This is a genomic window from Pseudomonas idahonensis, from assembly GCF_037903935.1.
Lineage (GTDB): Bacteria > Pseudomonadota > Gammaproteobacteria > Pseudomonadales > Pseudomonadaceae > Aquipseudomonas > Aquipseudomonas danubii.
Window position 1 is genome coordinate 3259927 of the sequence record NZ_CP149586.1, and the last position, 15844, is coordinate 3275770.

The window sequence follows — 15844 nt, forward strand, 5'->3', positions numbered from 1 at the left end:
GCAGCCTGAACAGGGGCGTCAGGGATTTTCCAGATCATGCCCCAGGGATTGGATGAACAACGAAAACAACTCGGGCTGGCTGGAGATGTCCAGCTTGGCGTAAAGGTGGCGGCGGTGCACCTTGATGGTGTCCGGCGAGATTTTCAAACGCTCGGCCATGGCTTTGGAAGAAAAACCCCGGAGGATCAGTCGGGCGATCTCCAGCTCCCGATCTGACAGCACCGCGCTGCCGAAATGGCTCAGGGCATCGCGAATCTGGCTGGCCATTTCCTCTGCAACCGGGGCCTGGGGACGTATCTGGCTGTGTTGCCAATGCTGTTGCATCAGTGGCAGCACCCAGGCCGCAAAGGTCGTGAGCTGGCCGATTTCCTCGCGATTGAAGACCCGTTGGTTGCCCAGTGACAGGGACAGGGTGCCGGTATCGGGCAGTTGCAGGATGAATTGCACTTCATCTTCCAGGACGTTGTCGTGGAAGTAGCTGAGAAAGTACTCGCTCTGGCGGAAGTGGTCCGGGGCTACTTCTTCCAGGCGGTACAGGCCGCTGGGGTAGCCCTCGCGACAGGCCTGGAAGAACGGGTCCAGCAGGTACAGGCCATTGAGGTAGGTGAGCATCGACGCCGGTTTGCTGCTGGGCTCCGCGTCATATTCCTCAAGGGCCCGGGGCGGGCCATCCACCGGGTAGAAGATCGCCAGGGCATTGTCGAACGGCGTGGCCTGGTGCAACAGCAGGATCAGCTGTTTCCAGAATCGCGGGTTGCCGATCAGCGTAAGGGTGCGACCCAGGCCGGCGTGCATGCCGACCTCCCTGAACAGATTACTCAAAGACCTTGCTCCATTGATGCGTCGAAAGTGCCGTAGAAGGGTTTCGTCGATTTGCCTGTTGCCGTCAAGGGGAGTACTCCAATAGGGGAATTGGTCGCCGTCATGTGACTGCCTAGAGTAGCTCCCAGCCAGTGCGTCCCAGAGCGCACACGCCCGATGGATTTCGTTTCTGCCTCAGACCAACAATAAACACGAGGATAACGATATGAGCTCTCCCTCCGTGCCCGACGGCGCGCTGAAACCAACCTTGAGTGTGTTCGATGTGGTGGCTATCACTGTTTCCGGTGTGACCCCCGCCAGTTCCGTGTTCGTGATCGCGCCCTTTGCCATCCACCAGGCCGGCAGCGGGGTGTTCCTGGCGTTCGTCATGGCCGGGTTGCTGGCACTGATGTTTGCCTTCTGTTACGCCGAGCTGGGCCGGGCCCATAACAGTGCCGGCGGTGAGTACGTGTATGCCAAGCGCGTGTTTGGCGGCATGGCCGGCTATGCCACCTTCCTCACGGTGCTGGTGATGCTGCTGTTCATCCCTCCGGTACTGGCCACCGGAGCCGCCACCTATTTGAACAATGCCCTGGGTACCGACTTCGACTCCCAGACCGTAGCCCTGGTGATAGTGGTTTGCAGCTACCTGCTGGGCATCCTCAACATCAAGCTCAATGCCTGGATCACCGGCACTTGCCTGTTGCTGGAGGTGGCGGCGTTGCTGGTGATTGTCTGGCTGGGCTTTGGTAACGCCACGCAACCGGTGAGCATTCTTTTGCAACCGCAGATCGTCGATCACGGTGCATTGCAGATGGCGCCCTGGGCCCTGGTGATCGGTGCGGTGGGTATCGGTCTGTTTTCCTACAACGGCTACGGGCCGGCGGTGCTGCTGGCCGAAGACATGAAGTGCAAGGGGCGCGGCGTGCACAAGGCGGTGCTCTGGTCCCTGGTGCTGGTGGTGATCATCGAACTGGTGCCGCTCACCGCGCTGCTGATCGGCGCGCCGTCCTTGAGCGCGATGCTGGCCAGCCCAGATCCCATCGGCTACCTACTCACCAGCCATGGCAATGAAACCCTCGCCAGGGTGGTCAGTGGCGGGATCTTCCTGTCGGTGTTCAACGCCATTGTCGCGATCGTCATCCAGATCGGCCGGGTGGTGTTCAGCAGCGGCCGCGACGCCCTGTGGACGCCCACCATCAACCGCCTGTTCACGCGGATTCATCCACGCTGGGACTCGCCATGGCTGGCTACGTTGTTCCTGGCGATTCCTTCGGCAGTACTCAGTTTCAGCTCGAATCTGGCGGACCTCACGTCCTTCAGCGTGTTGCTGATCATGCTGGTGTACCTGATCGTTGCCCTCAGTGCGCTGATGAGCCGGGTGCTGCTGCGCGACCGCGAGCATCCCTATCGCATGCCCCTGTGGCCGGTACCGGCACTGCTGGCGGTGATGGGCGCGGGGTATCTGCTGATCAATCTGTTCCTCGAGGCGTCCCTGCGGGACATCATGGTGATTATCGGGCTGCTGGCACTGTCGGTGATTCTCTATGGCACCAATGGCCGGTACAGCCCGGCGTTTCAGAAATTGTAAGGAGTGGTTATGCGAGCACGTCAATTGGGCATCAGCCTGGGTCTGGGGACACCAGGCCCGTTCAATGCGATCACCGACGTACCCGGGGTACGGGTGGGGCACAGCACCCTGAAAGCCAGCGTGGGCGGCAAGCAGGTGCGCACCGGGGTCACTCTGGTCCAGCCCCGGGCCGGGCATGCGCGGCAACAGCCCTGTTTCGCCGGTTGCCATGTACTCAACGGCAATGGCGATGCCACGGGGCTGGAGTGGATTCGCGAGGCGGGCACCCTGACCACGCCGCTGGCCATTACCAATACCCACAGCGTCGGCGTGGTGCGCGACACCCTGATCGCCCTGGAGCGCGAGGCCCTGGCGGACCCCGCCGTGTACTGGTGCATGCCGGTGGTGATGGAAACCTACGACGGCCTGCTGAACGATATCTGGGGTCAGCATGTGGGGCCGCAACAGGTGCGCGAGGCCATGGCCAGTGCCGAATCCGGGCCGGTGGCCGAAGGCGCGGTAGGCGGCGGCACCGGGATGATCTGTCATGAGTTCAAGGGCGGGATCGGTACCGCGTCCCGGCGGCTGGCGGCAGCGCAGGGCGGCTACACCGTCGGCGCTCTGGTCCAGGCCAACCACGGCAAGCGTGAAGAATTGCGGGTGGACGGTTACCCGGTGGGGCGTCATCTGGGAGGGATTGCCTCACCTTTTGCCGAGCGCGGCACCCCGGGCATGGGCTCGATCGTGGTGATCCTGGCCACTGATGCACCGCTACTGCCCCATCAGTGCCAGCGGCTGGCCCAGCGTGCTTCCATCGGCATTGCCCGCACCGGTGGCGGCACCGAAGATTCCAGTGGCGATATCTTCCTGGCCTTTGCCACGGGAAACCGGGACTTGCCCGCTGCGGATTATGGACGCAAGGACCTGGCGTTCACTGCACCTCTGGCGATGCTCAACAACGATCACATCTCGCCGCTGTTCAGCGCAGCGGCCGAGGCGGTGGAGGAGGCCATCATCAATGCCATGCTGGCAGCCGAGCCGATGACCAGTGCCGACGGGGTGCAAGTACCGGCGCTGACCCCGCAAGCATTGAGGCAAGCATTGGAACTAACTGGTTGGAACATGAAATAACCGACTAAGAAGTGCGACGCAATCGACATAATTTTCTACATGGATATTTAATAATTAAATTGTAGATTGTCGGACAATGCCTGGCGCTAATCGGCTGGAAAAGAATCTTTTAAGTGCACGGTCATTGTTTGCGGGAGTTTGTCGGAACAGTGGAATTTGGCGTCAAAAAAGTAGTGGACGCCTGATTTCAAATTGTGTCAGCTTTCTTTCGCCTGCTTAGGGCGAGTGATAGGACGATCTCGCCAGGGATTGTCGCTATCTGACAAAAACTGTTCCATTGATTACAAGGAAGTGTGTTTATGTCGACAATAAAAAAGAGCGCTATTGCATCTGCCGAACAGCAACTCGAGCCATTGGCCGCAGCAAGTTCGGCTTATAACCAGATCAATAGCTTTAGCCACCAATACGATCGTGGCGGCAATCTCACGGTTAACGGCAAGCCTTCGTTCTCAGTCGATCAAGCCGCCACGCAATTGCTGCGTGACGGCGCTGCGTTCAAGGACCTGAACGGTAACGGCAAAATCGATCTGTCCTATACCTTCCTGACCTCGGCCTCCTCGAGCACCATGTACAAGCACGGTATCTCCGGGTTCAGCCAGTTCAGTGCCCAGCAGAAGGCCCAAGCAGTGCTGGCCATGCAATCCTGGGCCGATGTGGCCAATGTCGTGTTTACCGAGAAAGCCTCGGGTGGCGACGCTCGCATGACCTTCGGCAACTACAGTGGTGGCCAGGACGGCGCGGCGGCCTTCGCCTACCTGCCGGGCACCGGTGCCGGTTACGACGGTACCTCCTGGTACCTGATCAACAGCAGCTACACCCAGAACAAGAATCCCGACCTGAACAACTATGGCCGTCAGACCCTGACCCATGAGATCGGTCACACCCTGGGCCTGGCTCACCCTGGCGACTACAACGCAGGCGAAGGCAACCCAAGCTACAAGGACGCCAGCTACGGCCAGGACACGCGTGGCTACAGCATCATGAGCTACTGGAGTGAAAGCAACACCAGCCAGAACTTCAGCAAGGGCGGGGTCGTGGCCTATTCGTCCGGTCCGCTGATGGACGATATCGCGGCCATCCAGAAACTCTACGGGGCCAACTACGGCACCCGTGCCGGCGATACCACCTATGGCTTCAACTCCAACACCGGGCGCGACTTCTACAGCGCCAGTTCGTCTGCCGACAAGCTGGTGTTCTCGGTGTGGGACGGTGGTGGCAACGATACCCTGGACTTCTCCGGGTTCACTCAAAACCAGAAGATCAACCTCAATGAGGCTTCGTTCTCCGACGTTGGCGGCATGGTGGGTAACGTTTCCATTGCTCAGGGCGTGACCGTGGAGAACGCCATCGGCGGTTCGGGCAACGATCTGTTGATCGGCAACAATGCGGCCAACGTGCTCAAGGGAGGTGCCGGCAACGACATCATCTACGGTGGCGGTGGCGCCGATAAGCTCTGGGGCGGTTCGGGTTCGGACACCTTCGTGTTCGGCGCCAGTTCCGACTCCAAGCCGGGCGCGGCCGACCAGATCATGGATTTTGTCAGCGGCCTGGACAAGATCGATCTGACCGGTATCACCAAGGGTGCAGGCTTGCATTTCGTCAACGCCTTCACCGGCGCGGTGGGTGACGCCATCCTCACTACCTCCGGGGGCATCAGCACCCTGTCCGTGGACTTCTCCGGGCACGGCGTGGCGGACTTCCTGGTCAGCACCGTTGGCCAGGCAGCCGTCAGTGACATCGTGGCCTGAGTGAAGTAGGCGGAAGGCGGCGCCGATGCGCTGCCTTCCGTTCTTGCATTGGCCCCGGGGCTGAGCGAGTCTACCGGGCGGACGGAGCACCCTATGACCCCACACACCTTGAGTTGCAAGGCGGCCACCTGGCTGCTGGCGACGCTGACGATCTTTTATGGAGCACTCACCATGGCAAGCAGCCTGCGTTTGGCGGACCCCTCGGAACTGGTTGGACACTGGCAGTTGCAGCAACAGAGCGAGCCTGGCGGCGCCTGCGCCCTGGACCTGCTGCAAAACGCAGCCCTGGGAGACGGCGCCGAGTGCCTGTCGAAGTGGATCGGTGAGGCGGCGGTGGGCTGGTTTCCGGAGCCCGACGGTATTGCCATCACCGGGCGGGAAGGTTCAAGGATTATCTTTTTCAGTCGACAGAGAGAAGGCCTGTACGAAGCGCGCCTCAAAGGCGACGGTTTGATCGTGTTACAGCGTGCTGGCTAATTAAGGCAGCAGGTTGTTCGTTTAATTTTGGGTGGTTATGGTTTTAGTTTTACCACTCTTTTAATCGACAGGTTTTTAACCGGATGACTGTTAACTACAGTTGTCTGGTTTGGGTGTGTCTGCAGACTTTGAGACTAAGGGGCACACATCTTTAGTTGCGCCGTATATGAGGTGCTCGCGTTCGGCGCGCAGGGTCGGCTCAGGGAAATGTTGAAGATGCTGAATAATAGTCATCCTGCACCACTGTTCAAGGCATTGGGCGAATACAAGGGCATCCTGATCAGTGTCGGCTGTTTCACCGCGTTGATTAATGTGCTGATGCTGGTGCCCTCCATCTATATGTTGCAAGTCTACGACCGGGTGCTGTCTTCGCAGAATGAGACCACCCTGGTGATGCTGTCGCTGATGGTGGTGGGCTTTTTCCTGTTTATCGGGCTGCTGGAAGTGGTGCGCAGCTTTATCGTCATCCGCATCGGCAGCCAGTTGGAGCGCCGCTTCAACCTGCGGGTGTATCAGGCGGCATTCGAACGCAACCTGGCCCGTGGCGAAGGCCATGCCGGCCAGTCACTGGGCGATTTGACCCATATCCGCCAGTTCCTCACCGGGCCGGCGTTGTTCGCCTTCTTCGATGCCCCCTGGTTTCCCATCTACCTGCTGGTGATCTATGCCTTCAACGTCTGGCTCGGGGTGTTCGCCACGGTGGGCGCGGTGTTGCTGATCGCCCTGGCGTGCCTGAATGAAGCCATGACCAAGAAACCCCTGGCCGAGGCCAGCGGTTTTTCGCAACGCTCCACCCAATTGGCCACCAGCCATTTGCACAATGCCGAGACCATTCAGGCGATGGGCATGCTCGGTGCCTTGCGCAAGCGCTGGTTTGCCGTGCACTCGCGCTTTCTCGGCTTGCAGAACGAGGCCAGCGACACAGGTTCGGTGATCAGTTCCCTGAGCAAGACCCTGCGTCTGTGCCTGCAATCCCTGGTGCTGGGCCTGGGCGCCTTGCTGGTGATCAAGGGCGACATGACCGCGGGGATGATGATCGCCGGGTCGATCCTCATGGGCCGGGTCCTGAGTCCCATCGACCAGTTGATCGCGGTGTGGAAGCAATGGAGTTCGGCCAAGCTGGCCTATGGTCGACTGGACGCGCTGCTGCGCGAGTTCCCTCCCAGTGACAGCGCCATGTCGTTGCCGGCGCCCAAGGGCCAGGTGAGTTTCGAGCAGGTCAGCGCCGGCCCTCCCGGACGTCGGGCGGCGACCCTGCAGCAGGTGAGCTTCAGTATCAATGCCGGTGAAGTGCTCGGGGTGCTGGGGGTCTCCGGTTCCGGCAAGTCGACCCTGGCTCGGGTACTGGTGGGCGTCTGGCCGACCCTGGCCGGCACGGTGCGCCTGGACGGCGCCGACATTCATCGCTGGAATCGCGATGAGTTGGGTCCCTACATCGGCTATTTGCCCCAGGACATCGAACTCTTCACCGGCAGCATCGCCGAGAACATCGCACGCTTTCGCCAGGCCGACCCGGAACAGGTGGTCCAGGCCGCGCAGATGGCCGGAGTGCACGAGTTGATCCTGCGCCTGCCTCAAGGCTACGACACTGTGCTTGGCGATGACGGCAGCGGCCTGTCCGGGGGCCAGAAGCAGCGGGTGGCCCTGGCCCGGGCACTGTATGGCAATCCCAGCCTGGTGGTGCTCGACGAACCCAACTCCAACCTCGACACCGTGGGCGAGAGCGCCCTGGCGGCGGCGATTGCCCAGCTCAAGGCCCGGGGGACCAGCGTGGTTCTGGTGACCCATCGCTCGTCGGTGCTGGCCCTGGCCGACAAGCTGCTGGTACTCAATGAAGGCCGCCTGCAGGCCTTTGGCCCCAGCCAGGAAGTACTCAAGGCGTTGGCCGGTGCCCAGCAGCCCCAGTCACTCCAACCCCAGGAACCGGCCAGACCCGCCGCTGCAGCCGCACCCGGTGGCTTGAGCATGAGCCGCCAGTATCAGCCCCCGACACGGAACAAAGGCGCATGAGCAAGGACAGCAACATGATGATCGAAGAGGGTTATGCGCCGGAACGGGTTGAGCGTGATGCGGGCTTTTTCGCGCGCATGGGCTGGATACTGGCCCTGGTGGGTGCCGGCAGTTTTTTCATCTGGGCCGCGCTGGCTCCACTGGATCAGGGGATTCCCGTGCAAGGCACGGTGGTGGTGTCCGGCAAGCGCAAAGCGGTGCAGTCCATGAGCAGCGGGGTGGTCAGCCGGATTCTGGTGCGCGAAGGCCAAAGCGTGAAGCAGGGCCAGCCGTTGTTCCGCCTGGATCAGACCCAGGTGGCGGCGGACGTGCAGTCGCTGCAGGCCCAGTACCGCATGGCCATGGCCAGCCTGGCGCGCTGGCGCAGCGAGCGCGACAACCTCAAGCAGGTGGACTTCCCGCCGCAACTGAGCAGCAGCGACGACCCACGCCTGGCCCTGGTGCTGGAAGGCCAGCGCCAACTGTTCAGTAGCCGCCGTGAGGCGTTCTCCCGCGAGCAGGCGGGCATCCGCGCCAATATCGAAGGCGCCACCGCGCAACTGGCGGGCATGCGCCGGGCGCGCACCGACCTGGGCAACCAGGCCGAGTCCCTGCGCCAGCAACTGAGCAACCTGCAACCTTTGGCCGACAACGGCTACATCCCGCGCAACCGCTTGTTGGAATACCAGCGCCAGTTGTCCCAGGTGCAACAGGAGCTGGCGCAGAACACCGGTGAAAGCGGGCGCATCGAGCAGGGCATTCTCGAGTCCCGGCTCAAGCTGCAACAGCACAGCGAGGAGTACCAGAAAGAGGTCCGCAGCCAATTGGCCGAAGCCCAGCTCAAGACCCAGACCCTGGAGCAGCAACTGACCTCCGCCGGCTTCGACTTGCAGCACAGCGAAATCATCGCCACTGCCGACGGCATCGCGGTCAACCTGGGGGTACACACCGAAGGCGCCGTGGTGCGCCAGGGTGAAACCCTGCTGGAAATCGTGCCCCAGGGCACGCACCTGGAAGTGGAAGGGCGGTTGCCGGTCAATCTGGTGGACAAGGTCGGCCCCCATCTGCCGGTGGACATCCTGTTCACCGCCTTCAACCAGAGCCGCACGCCACGGGTGCCGGGGGAAGTCAGCCTGATATCCGCCGACCAGATGGTCGACGAGAAGACCGGCATGCCGTACTACGTGCTGCGCAGCAGCGTCAGCGACCAGGCCATGGAGAAGCTCAACGGCCTGGTGATCAAGCCGGGGATGCCGGCGGAGATGTTCGTGCGCACAGGCGAGCGTTCACTGCTCAATTACCTGTTCAAGCCTCTGCTCGACCGGGCCAGCTCTGCATTGACCGAAGAATAAGGATGTCGCGTCGTATGAGTAAGCTTTCCATTCTCGCCGCGGCCTTGTCCTTGCTGGTGTGCCAGGGGACCCAGGCCATGGGTCCGTTCCAGATCTACGAGCAGGCCCTGCGCAACGATCCAGTGTTTCTCGGCGCCATCAAGGAGCGCGATGCCGGCCTGGAAAACCGCGCCATCGGCCGCGCCGGTCTGCTGCCCAAGGTGGGCTACAGCTACAACAAGGGCCATAACAACTCCAAGGTCACCTACCTGGACACGGTGCGCGGCAGCGTCAGCGAAAAACGCAACTACGACAGCTACGGCTCGTCCCTGACCTTGCAGCAGCCGCTGATCGACTACGAGGCCTACGCCAACTACCGCAAGGGCGTGGCCCAGGCCCTGTTTGCCGATGAGAACTTTCGCGGCAAGAGCCAGGAGTTGCTGGTGCGGGTGCTCAGTTACTACACCAAGGCCCTGTTCGCCCAGGATCAGATCGAGATCGCCCTGGCCAAGAAGAAGGCCTTCGAGCAGCAGTTCCAGCAGAACCGGCACATGTTCGAGCAGGGCGAGGGCACCCGTACCGACATCCTCGAGGCCGAGTCGCGCTACGAGCTGGCCACCGCCGAGGAGATCGAGGCCCGGGACGAACAGGACGCGGCCTTGCGTGAACTGGGGGCGCTGATTGGCGTGCCCGACCTCGACGTGCGCGACCTCGACCCCTTGCAGGAAAACTTCCAGTCCTTTGCCCTGAGCCCGGCCAATTACGACACCTGGCATGAGATGGCCCTGAGCAACAACCCGGTGCTGGCCTCCCAGCGGCAACGGGTCGAGGTGGCGCGTTATGAAGTGGAGCGCAACCGCGCCGGGCACCTGCCCAAGCTCAGCGCCTACGCCAGCGTGCGGCAGAACGAATCGGAAAGCGGCAACACCTACAACCAGCGCTACGACACCAACACCATCGGCATCGAAGTCAGCCTGCCGCTGTACGCCGGTGGCGGGGTGTCGGCCTCCACTCGCCAGGCCAGCCGCGCCATGGAGCAGGCCGAATACGAACTGGACGGCAAGACTCGGGAAACCCTGATTGAACTGCGCCGGCAATTCAGTGCCTGTCTATCTGGGGTGAGCAAATTGCGCGCCTACCAGAAGGCCCTGACCTCGGCCGAGGCCCTGGTGGTGTCCACCAGGCAGAGCATTCTTGGCGGTGAGCGGGTCAACCTGGATGCGCTCAATGCCGAGCAGCAGCTCTACACCACCCGGCGTGACCTGGCCCAGGCCCGGTATGACTACCTGATGGCCTGGACCAAGTTGCATTACTACGCCGGAACCTTGCGTGAAGAAGATCTGGCCCGGGTCGATGAGGCCTTTGGTCAGCGCACCGGTCCCTGACGGGCCGCAGGATAAAAAGGAGAAACGCACATGAGCATCTTCGACTACAAAAACGCCGTGGGCGGTGCCGGCAAGGCCCAGTACAGCGAGGCCGTCACCCTGGCCTTGTATGCAGGCAATCCCACCGGCGAGGCCTTGCCGGGCACCTCCTGGCGACCCATCAGCGCCTCGCAGTTGGGCTATCAGGGCCACATCAGCGCCCAGGGCACCATTTCCGGCGAGCAGTCTTCGGTCAGCGACGCCCAGGTCGAGATCCTCGGCAAGTACGACGGCGCCGGGCAGTTGCTGTCCATCGGCATCAGCTTTCGCGGCACCGACAGCCTCAAGGACGGCCTCAACGACCTGCAGGCGGCCTTTGTCTCCGGCTTTGCCGACAACTACAGCCGCCTGGCCTTCGACAACCTGCTGGGCAAGGTCGCCGCCTTCGCCGCGGCCCAGGGCCTGAGCGGCAGCGATGTGCTGGTCACCGGGCACAGCCTGGGCGGGTTGGCGGTCAACAGCCTGGCGACCCTGAGCACGGAGCACTGGGGCGGCTTCTTCCAGGACGCCCACTACCTGGCCTTCGCCTCGCCGACCCAGAGCGCCAGCGACAAGGTGCTGAACATCGGTTATGAAAACGACCCGGTGTTCCGTGCCCTGGACGGCACCCACTTCAACGCCTCGTCCCTGGGCACCCACGACAAGCCACAGGAGTCCGCCACCAACAATATCGTCAGCTTTACCGATCACTATTCGTCGTTGTCCGGCAAGCTGGTGCCCCAGAGCATCCTCAACCCCTGGTCCTGGTCGGCCCATAGCGCGGTCGACTACGCCGCGGGGCTCAACCGGGTGATCAATTCGGACTTCTATGACCTGACCAGTCGCGATTCGACGGTGGTGGTTTCCAACCTGTCTGAGGACAAGCGCGACCAGGTCTGGGTCAAGGACCTGAATCTCTACGCCGACCAGCACAGCGGCAGCACCTTCATCATCGGCACCCAGAGCAACGACCTGCTGCACGGCGGCAAGGGCAACGATTACCTCGATGGCGGGGCCGGTGATGACCGTTTCCGCGACGACGGCGGTTACAACATCATCCATGGCGGCTCGGGTCATAACGTTTTGCAGCTGCAGCAGCCGCTGAAGAACTTCTCCATTGCCAATGACGGCAACGGCACTTTGTACGTCCGCGATGCCTATGGCGGCATCAGCATGACCCGGGATATCGGCGCCCTGGTCAGTCACGAGGCCGGGAGCTGGTGGCAACTGCTCGGCAAGGACGTCAGCTACAGCGTGACCGCCGACGGCTTGCAGAACGGCAACCAGTGGACCGCCTACAACCACTCCCTCAATGGCGATGCCTATGGCAATGCGCTGGTGGCCAGCGTCAATGGCGATTGGCTGTTCGGCCATGGCGGCGACGACCTGCTGAGCAGCGATAAGGCCAACGTGACCTTTGTCGGCGGTGCCGGCAACGACGACATGTACTCCAGCGGAGGTGGCAGCAACACGTTCCTGTTCAGCGGCAACTTCGGCCTCGACCTGATCCACGGCTACCAGAGCAGCGACAAGCTGGTGTTCATGGGCGTGCCCGGCATCGATGCCCATTACGACTACAGCCAGCACCTGTCCCAGAGCGGCAACGACACCTTGCTCAAGGTGGGCGACTACTCGGTGACCCTGGTGGGCATCGGTATGGAGGGGCTCAACGGTTCAGGCATCGTGTTCGCCTGATTCAGCCTCGGCCGGGGGAGCGCAGGATTCGCTCCCCCGGGCTTTGCGGACCTTGAACCCAGATAGAGTCGGGGTGGCTCCCCTGAAGTCGCCGGCAACATCCTGATCCGTCCTGGATGGACGATCGAACAACAACAAAAAACGAGAAGTCATCAACATGGATGTCAGATGTCATCAGTTCAACAGGCTGGCGGGCACCCTGTGCCTGGCGTTTGCCGCAGGCCTGCCGTTGACGGCCGCCCAACGCCGTTCGGCACACCGGCCAGTGGGGCGTTCCCGCCCCCCATGCCATCGGCGCTCTGGCGCTAGCCATGGCACCTTTCCCTTATCTGAACAACCAGCAAGCCCAGCAGGTGCTGCCAAGCCCCGTGCGCCTGTGCTGCTGCCTTGGCGCGCCTGGGGTGTTGGTGAGCGACACAAGGGTGTCGGAGTCAATCTGCAATGGCGTTTCCACGACGTCATTCGAGCGGCGGGCAGGGAGCCTGCCAGGGCCATTTCGCAACACAACTAAGGAAGGTCGTAGTGAAGCAAGTCAAACGCAAGGATGGCGCTGTGCTGGGGCAGGAACGGGGATGGTTGACCCTGGCTCCGGCACTGTTGGGTTGGGTGGCGCTGCTGGGCACGGCCCAGGCGACGCCCTATGTGGAGAACGGCCGCCGGGGCGACGCCGGCAGCTGGCGCAGCGCCGAGTTCAAGGCCGATTGGGGCCTGGGGGCGATTCATGCCGACAGTGCCTATGCCGCCGGTTACAGCGGCAAGGGCGTCAAGCTGGGGATCTTCGACCAGCCGGTGTATGCCCAGCATCCGGAGTTCGCCAGCCCGGGCAAGGTGCTGACCCTGGTCACCAGCGGCACTCGCCAGTACACCGATCCCTATATTCCGGTGCAGGCCGGCGATGCCTTCGTCTATGACGGTCGCCCGTCGGTGGGCTCGGACGGCAAGCTGGGGTCCCACGGCACCCATGTCGGCGGGATCGCCGCCGGCAACCGCGATGGCGGGGCGATGCACGGGGTGGCCTTCGACGCCCAGATCATCAGCGCCGACAACGGCGATCCGGGCCCGGAGGACGGCATCATCCTCGGTAACGATGGCGCGGTGTACAAGGCCGGCTGGGACGGCCTGGTGGCCAGTGGCGCGCGGATCATCAACAACAGCTGGGGCATCGGCATTACCGAGCACTTCAGCAAGGGCGGTCGTGATCCGGCGTTCCCGCACTTCACCCTGGACGATGCCCGGGCGCAGTTCGCGCAGATCCAGCCGTTGCTGGGCAGTTTGCCGGGCGGCGCCTACGACGGGGCGATCGCCGCAGCCCGCAGCGGGGTGCTGACGATTTTCGCCGCCGGCAACGATTACAACCTGAACAACCCCGACGCTATCGCCGGGCTGGCCTACTTCGTGCCGCAGATTGCCCCCAACTGGCTGACCGTGGCGGCGTTGCAGCAGAACCCCGATACCGGCAGCGCCGATCCCTATGTCATCAGTACCTTTTCTTCCCGCTGCGGCTACACCGCGAGCTTCTGCGTATCGGCCCCCGGCACCCGGATCTACAGCTCGGTGATCGGTGGCACCAGCCTGGAGAACATGACCCTGGGCTACGCCAACAAGAACGGCACGTCCATGGCTGCGCCCCATGCGGCTGGCGCCGCGGCGGTACTGATGGAGCGTTTCCCCTACATGAGTGCGGCGCAGGTGGCCAGCGTCCTGCGCACCACGGCCACCGACCTGGGTGCCCCGGGCATCGATGCCTTGTACGGCTGGGGGATGATCGATCTGGGCAAGGGGATTCGCGGGCCCGGCATGCTGGTGAGCGAAGCGGATATCCCTGAGGAGTTTCGTATCCAGGGCGGCTACGGTTCGACCCAGTTCGTCGCTGACCTGCCGGGCTATGGCGCGCTGCTGGATGCCGGCAAGCCGACCCAGCGGCGCTGCAATGACATCAGCTGCGTACTGGATATTTGGAGCAACGACATCAGTGGCCACGGCGGCCTGACCAAGCAGGGCGTCGGCACCCTGGTGCTCAGCGGCGCCAACACCTACGCCGGGCCGACCCTGGTCAATCAGGGGCGGCTGGCGGTCAACGGCTCGCTGCTGTCGGCGGTGACGGTGAACGCCGGTGGCATCCTCGGCGGCACGGGCCGCGTGGGCGCACTGACCGCCAACGCGGGCGCGATTGTGGCTCCGGGCAACTCCATCGGCACCTTGCATGTCAGCTCCGATGTGAACTTCCTCCCGGGTTCGACCTACGCGGTGGAGGTGTCCCCCAGCGGCAGCGATCGGATTGTCAGCGACGGCCAGGCCACCCTCGGCGGGGCCAGCCTGGCTCTGGAGCTGGAAAACCCGGGATTGTCCCTCAATGCACAACGGGTCCCGAGCCTGGTGGGGCGGCAGCTGGATATCCTCCAGGCCGCCAATGGCGTGCAGGGCAGCTTTGGCCCGGTGCTGTCCAACTCGCTGTTTCTGGGGGGCAACCTCAATTACAGCGCCGGCGGTGTACAGCTGGCGGTGGCGCGCAATGCCACCTCGTTCAGCAGCATCGGCCTGAGCCCCAACCAGCGTTCGGTGGCCGATGCTGCCGAGCAACTGGGGGCGGGCAACCCGGTGTATGAAAGCCTGCTGCTGGCCGCCAGCGCGGCCAGTGCACAACAGGCCTTCGAGCAACTGTCCGGGGAAATTCATCCGGCCGTTGGCAGCCAGTTGCTCAATGACAACCGCTACCTGCGTGACGCGATGGGTGAGCGGCTACGCCAGCAGGGCGGGGACGCGGTGCCTACCGTCGAGGGCGGCGAGCAGGGGCTGTGGCTCAAGACCCTGGGCGCCTGGGGCAAGGCCGACGGCGGCCAGGATCGAGCCGGCTATACCAGCTCCATCGGTGGCCTGCTGGCCGGCTTCGACGGGCAACTGGACCCGAGCACCCGCCTGGGCGTGTTCACCGGCTACAGCGACAGCTCGCTGAGCATGGGCGATGGCCGGCATTCTTCGGCCAGCATCGACAGCTACCACCTGGGTGCCTACGCCGGACGCGAGCTTGCACAACTGCGCCTGAGCCTGGGCGGTTCCTACAGCTGGCACCGCATCGCCACTCGGCGCGAGCTGCAATATGACGAGGTTGCCGATCGCCAGAAGAGCAAGCGTGATGCCCGCAGCCTGCAGCTGTTCGGCGAAGCGGCGTGGCACTTGGATCTGCAGCCCATGGCCCTGGAACCTTTTGCCAGCCTGGCCTATGTGCATGTGGCCAGCGACCGTTTCAAGGAACACGGCGGCGCCACGGCACTCAAGGGCGATAGCGACAATCGCGAGGCCTGGCTCTCGACCCTGGGCATGCGCGCCGGCAAGCAGTTGCAGTTGTCTTCCGGGCAGACTGTGGAACTGTCCGCTACCCTCGGCTGGCAGCACAATCTGAGCGCCACCGGCGCCGACCAGCATCTGGCGTTTGCCGACGGTGGACAAAGCTACAAGGTGCAGAGCCTGTCACTGGACCGCGATGCGGCGGTCGTCGGTGCACGGGCGGGCATTGCCCTGGGTCGACAGACCCGGGTCAATCTGGATTACAACGGGTTGCTGGGCAGCCGTGACCGGAACCATGGGGTCGGCTTGACCCTGGACTGGACTTTCTAAGACCCAGGCAACGGATGTGCAAGGTGTTGTACAGGTCCTCCAGGCCCGGAAACGGGGCCTGCGAGGGCCTGAGCTTTCTCTGAC

The 15844-nt window shown here is 62.9% G+C and carries 10 protein-coding genes and 1 pseudogene; 10 read left to right on the plus strand and 1 reads right to left on the minus strand.

The features are described from left to right. Positions 1–18: 18 nt before the first annotated feature. Positions 19–822: a helix-turn-helix transcriptional regulator gene (locus WIN67_RS14830; protein ID WP_102865139.1), complete on the minus strand. Its 804-nt coding sequence runs from the start codon at positions 820–822 to the stop codon at positions 19–21. Positions 823–1027: 205 nt separating this feature from the next. Between WIN67_RS14830 and WIN67_RS14835 the strand changes: the two genes are divergently transcribed. The 10 genes and pseudogenes from WIN67_RS14835 (at position 1028) to WIN67_RS14875 (ending at position 15760) form a co-directional block, all read left to right on the plus strand. Beyond that, entirely contained in the window at positions 1028–2392 is a 1365-nt protein-coding gene (locus WIN67_RS14835) for an APC family permease (protein ID WP_102879450.1), read from the plus strand. A 9-nt stretch (positions 2393–2401) separates the two neighbouring features. Continuing rightward, complete coding sequence (locus tag WIN67_RS14840) at positions 2402–3502, plus strand: P1 family peptidase (protein WP_102879449.1); 1101 nt, start codon at positions 2402–2404, stop codon at positions 3500–3502. A 299-nt stretch (positions 3503–3801) separates the two neighbouring features. Next, a complete protein-coding gene (locus WIN67_RS14845; protein ID WP_102879448.1) occupies positions 3802–5250 on the plus strand; it encodes a serralysin family metalloprotease in 1449 nt (482 codons plus the stop codon). Between the two features lie 93 nt (positions 5251–5343). Beyond that, a complete protein-coding gene (locus tag WIN67_RS14850; protein ID WP_102879447.1) occupies positions 5344–5727 on the plus strand; it encodes an AprI/Inh family metalloprotease inhibitor in 384 nt (127 codons plus the stop codon). 216 nt (positions 5728–5943) lie between these two features. Beyond that, positions 5944–7737, plus strand: a complete 1794-nt coding sequence (locus WIN67_RS14855; RefSeq protein WP_339071583.1) for a type I secretion system permease/ATPase — start codon at positions 5944–5946, stop codon at positions 7735–7737. A gap of 14 nt (positions 7738–7751) precedes the next feature. Then, positions 7752–9068: an HlyD family type I secretion periplasmic adaptor subunit gene (locus tag WIN67_RS14860; RefSeq protein WP_372852414.1), complete on the plus strand. Its 1317-nt coding sequence runs from the start codon at positions 7752–7754 to the stop codon at positions 9066–9068. A gap of 2 nt (positions 9069–9070) precedes the next feature. Beyond that, entirely contained in the window at positions 9071–10432 is a 1362-nt protein-coding gene (locus WIN67_RS14865) for a TolC family outer membrane protein (protein WP_265074821.1), read from the plus strand. A 30-nt stretch (positions 10433–10462) separates the two neighbouring features. Then, positions 10463–12145, plus strand: a complete 1683-nt coding sequence (locus WIN67_RS14870) for a polyurethanase (RefSeq protein WP_339071585.1) — start codon at positions 10463–10465, stop codon at positions 12143–12145. Positions 12146–12423: 278 nt separating this feature from the next. Then, a pseudogene (locus WIN67_RS31120) lies at positions 12424–12504 on the plus strand (hypothetical protein); the annotation flags it as partial. A gap of 163 nt (positions 12505–12667) precedes the next feature. Continuing rightward, a complete protein-coding gene (locus tag WIN67_RS14875) occupies positions 12668–15760 on the plus strand; it encodes an autotransporter domain-containing protein (RefSeq protein ID WP_339071588.1) in 3093 nt (1030 codons plus the stop codon). Positions 15761–15844: the final 84 nt, after the last annotated feature.

Excerpts from the sequence above, each read along its gene's own strand:
- WIN67_RS14835 (WP_102879450.1), top strand. The coding sequence starts at position 1,028 with ATGAGCTCTCCCTCCGTGCCCGACGGCGCGCTGAAACCAACCTTGAGT.
- WIN67_RS14870 (WP_339071585.1), top strand. The coding sequence starts at position 10,463 with ATGAGCATCTTCGACTACAAAAACGCCGTGGGCGGTGCCGGCAAGGCC.
- WIN67_RS14845 (WP_102879448.1), top strand. The coding sequence starts at position 3,802 with ATGTCGACAATAAAAAAGAGCGCTATTGCATCTGCCGAACAGCAACTC.
- WIN67_RS14855 (WP_339071583.1), top strand. The coding sequence starts at position 5,944 with ATGCTGAATAATAGTCATCCTGCACCACTGTTCAAGGCATTGGGCGAA.
- WIN67_RS14865 (WP_265074821.1), top strand. The coding sequence starts at position 9,071 with ATGTCGCGTCGTATGAGTAAGCTTTCCATTCTCGCCGCGGCCTTGTCC.
- WIN67_RS14850 (WP_102879447.1), top strand. The coding sequence starts at position 5,344 with ATGACCCCACACACCTTGAGTTGCAAGGCGGCCACCTGGCTGCTGGCG.
- WIN67_RS14860 (WP_372852414.1), top strand. The coding sequence starts at position 7,752 with ATGATGATCGAAGAGGGTTATGCGCCGGAACGGGTTGAGCGTGATGCG.
- WIN67_RS14840 (WP_102879449.1), top strand. The coding sequence starts at position 2,402 with ATGCGAGCACGTCAATTGGGCATCAGCCTGGGTCTGGGGACACCAGGC.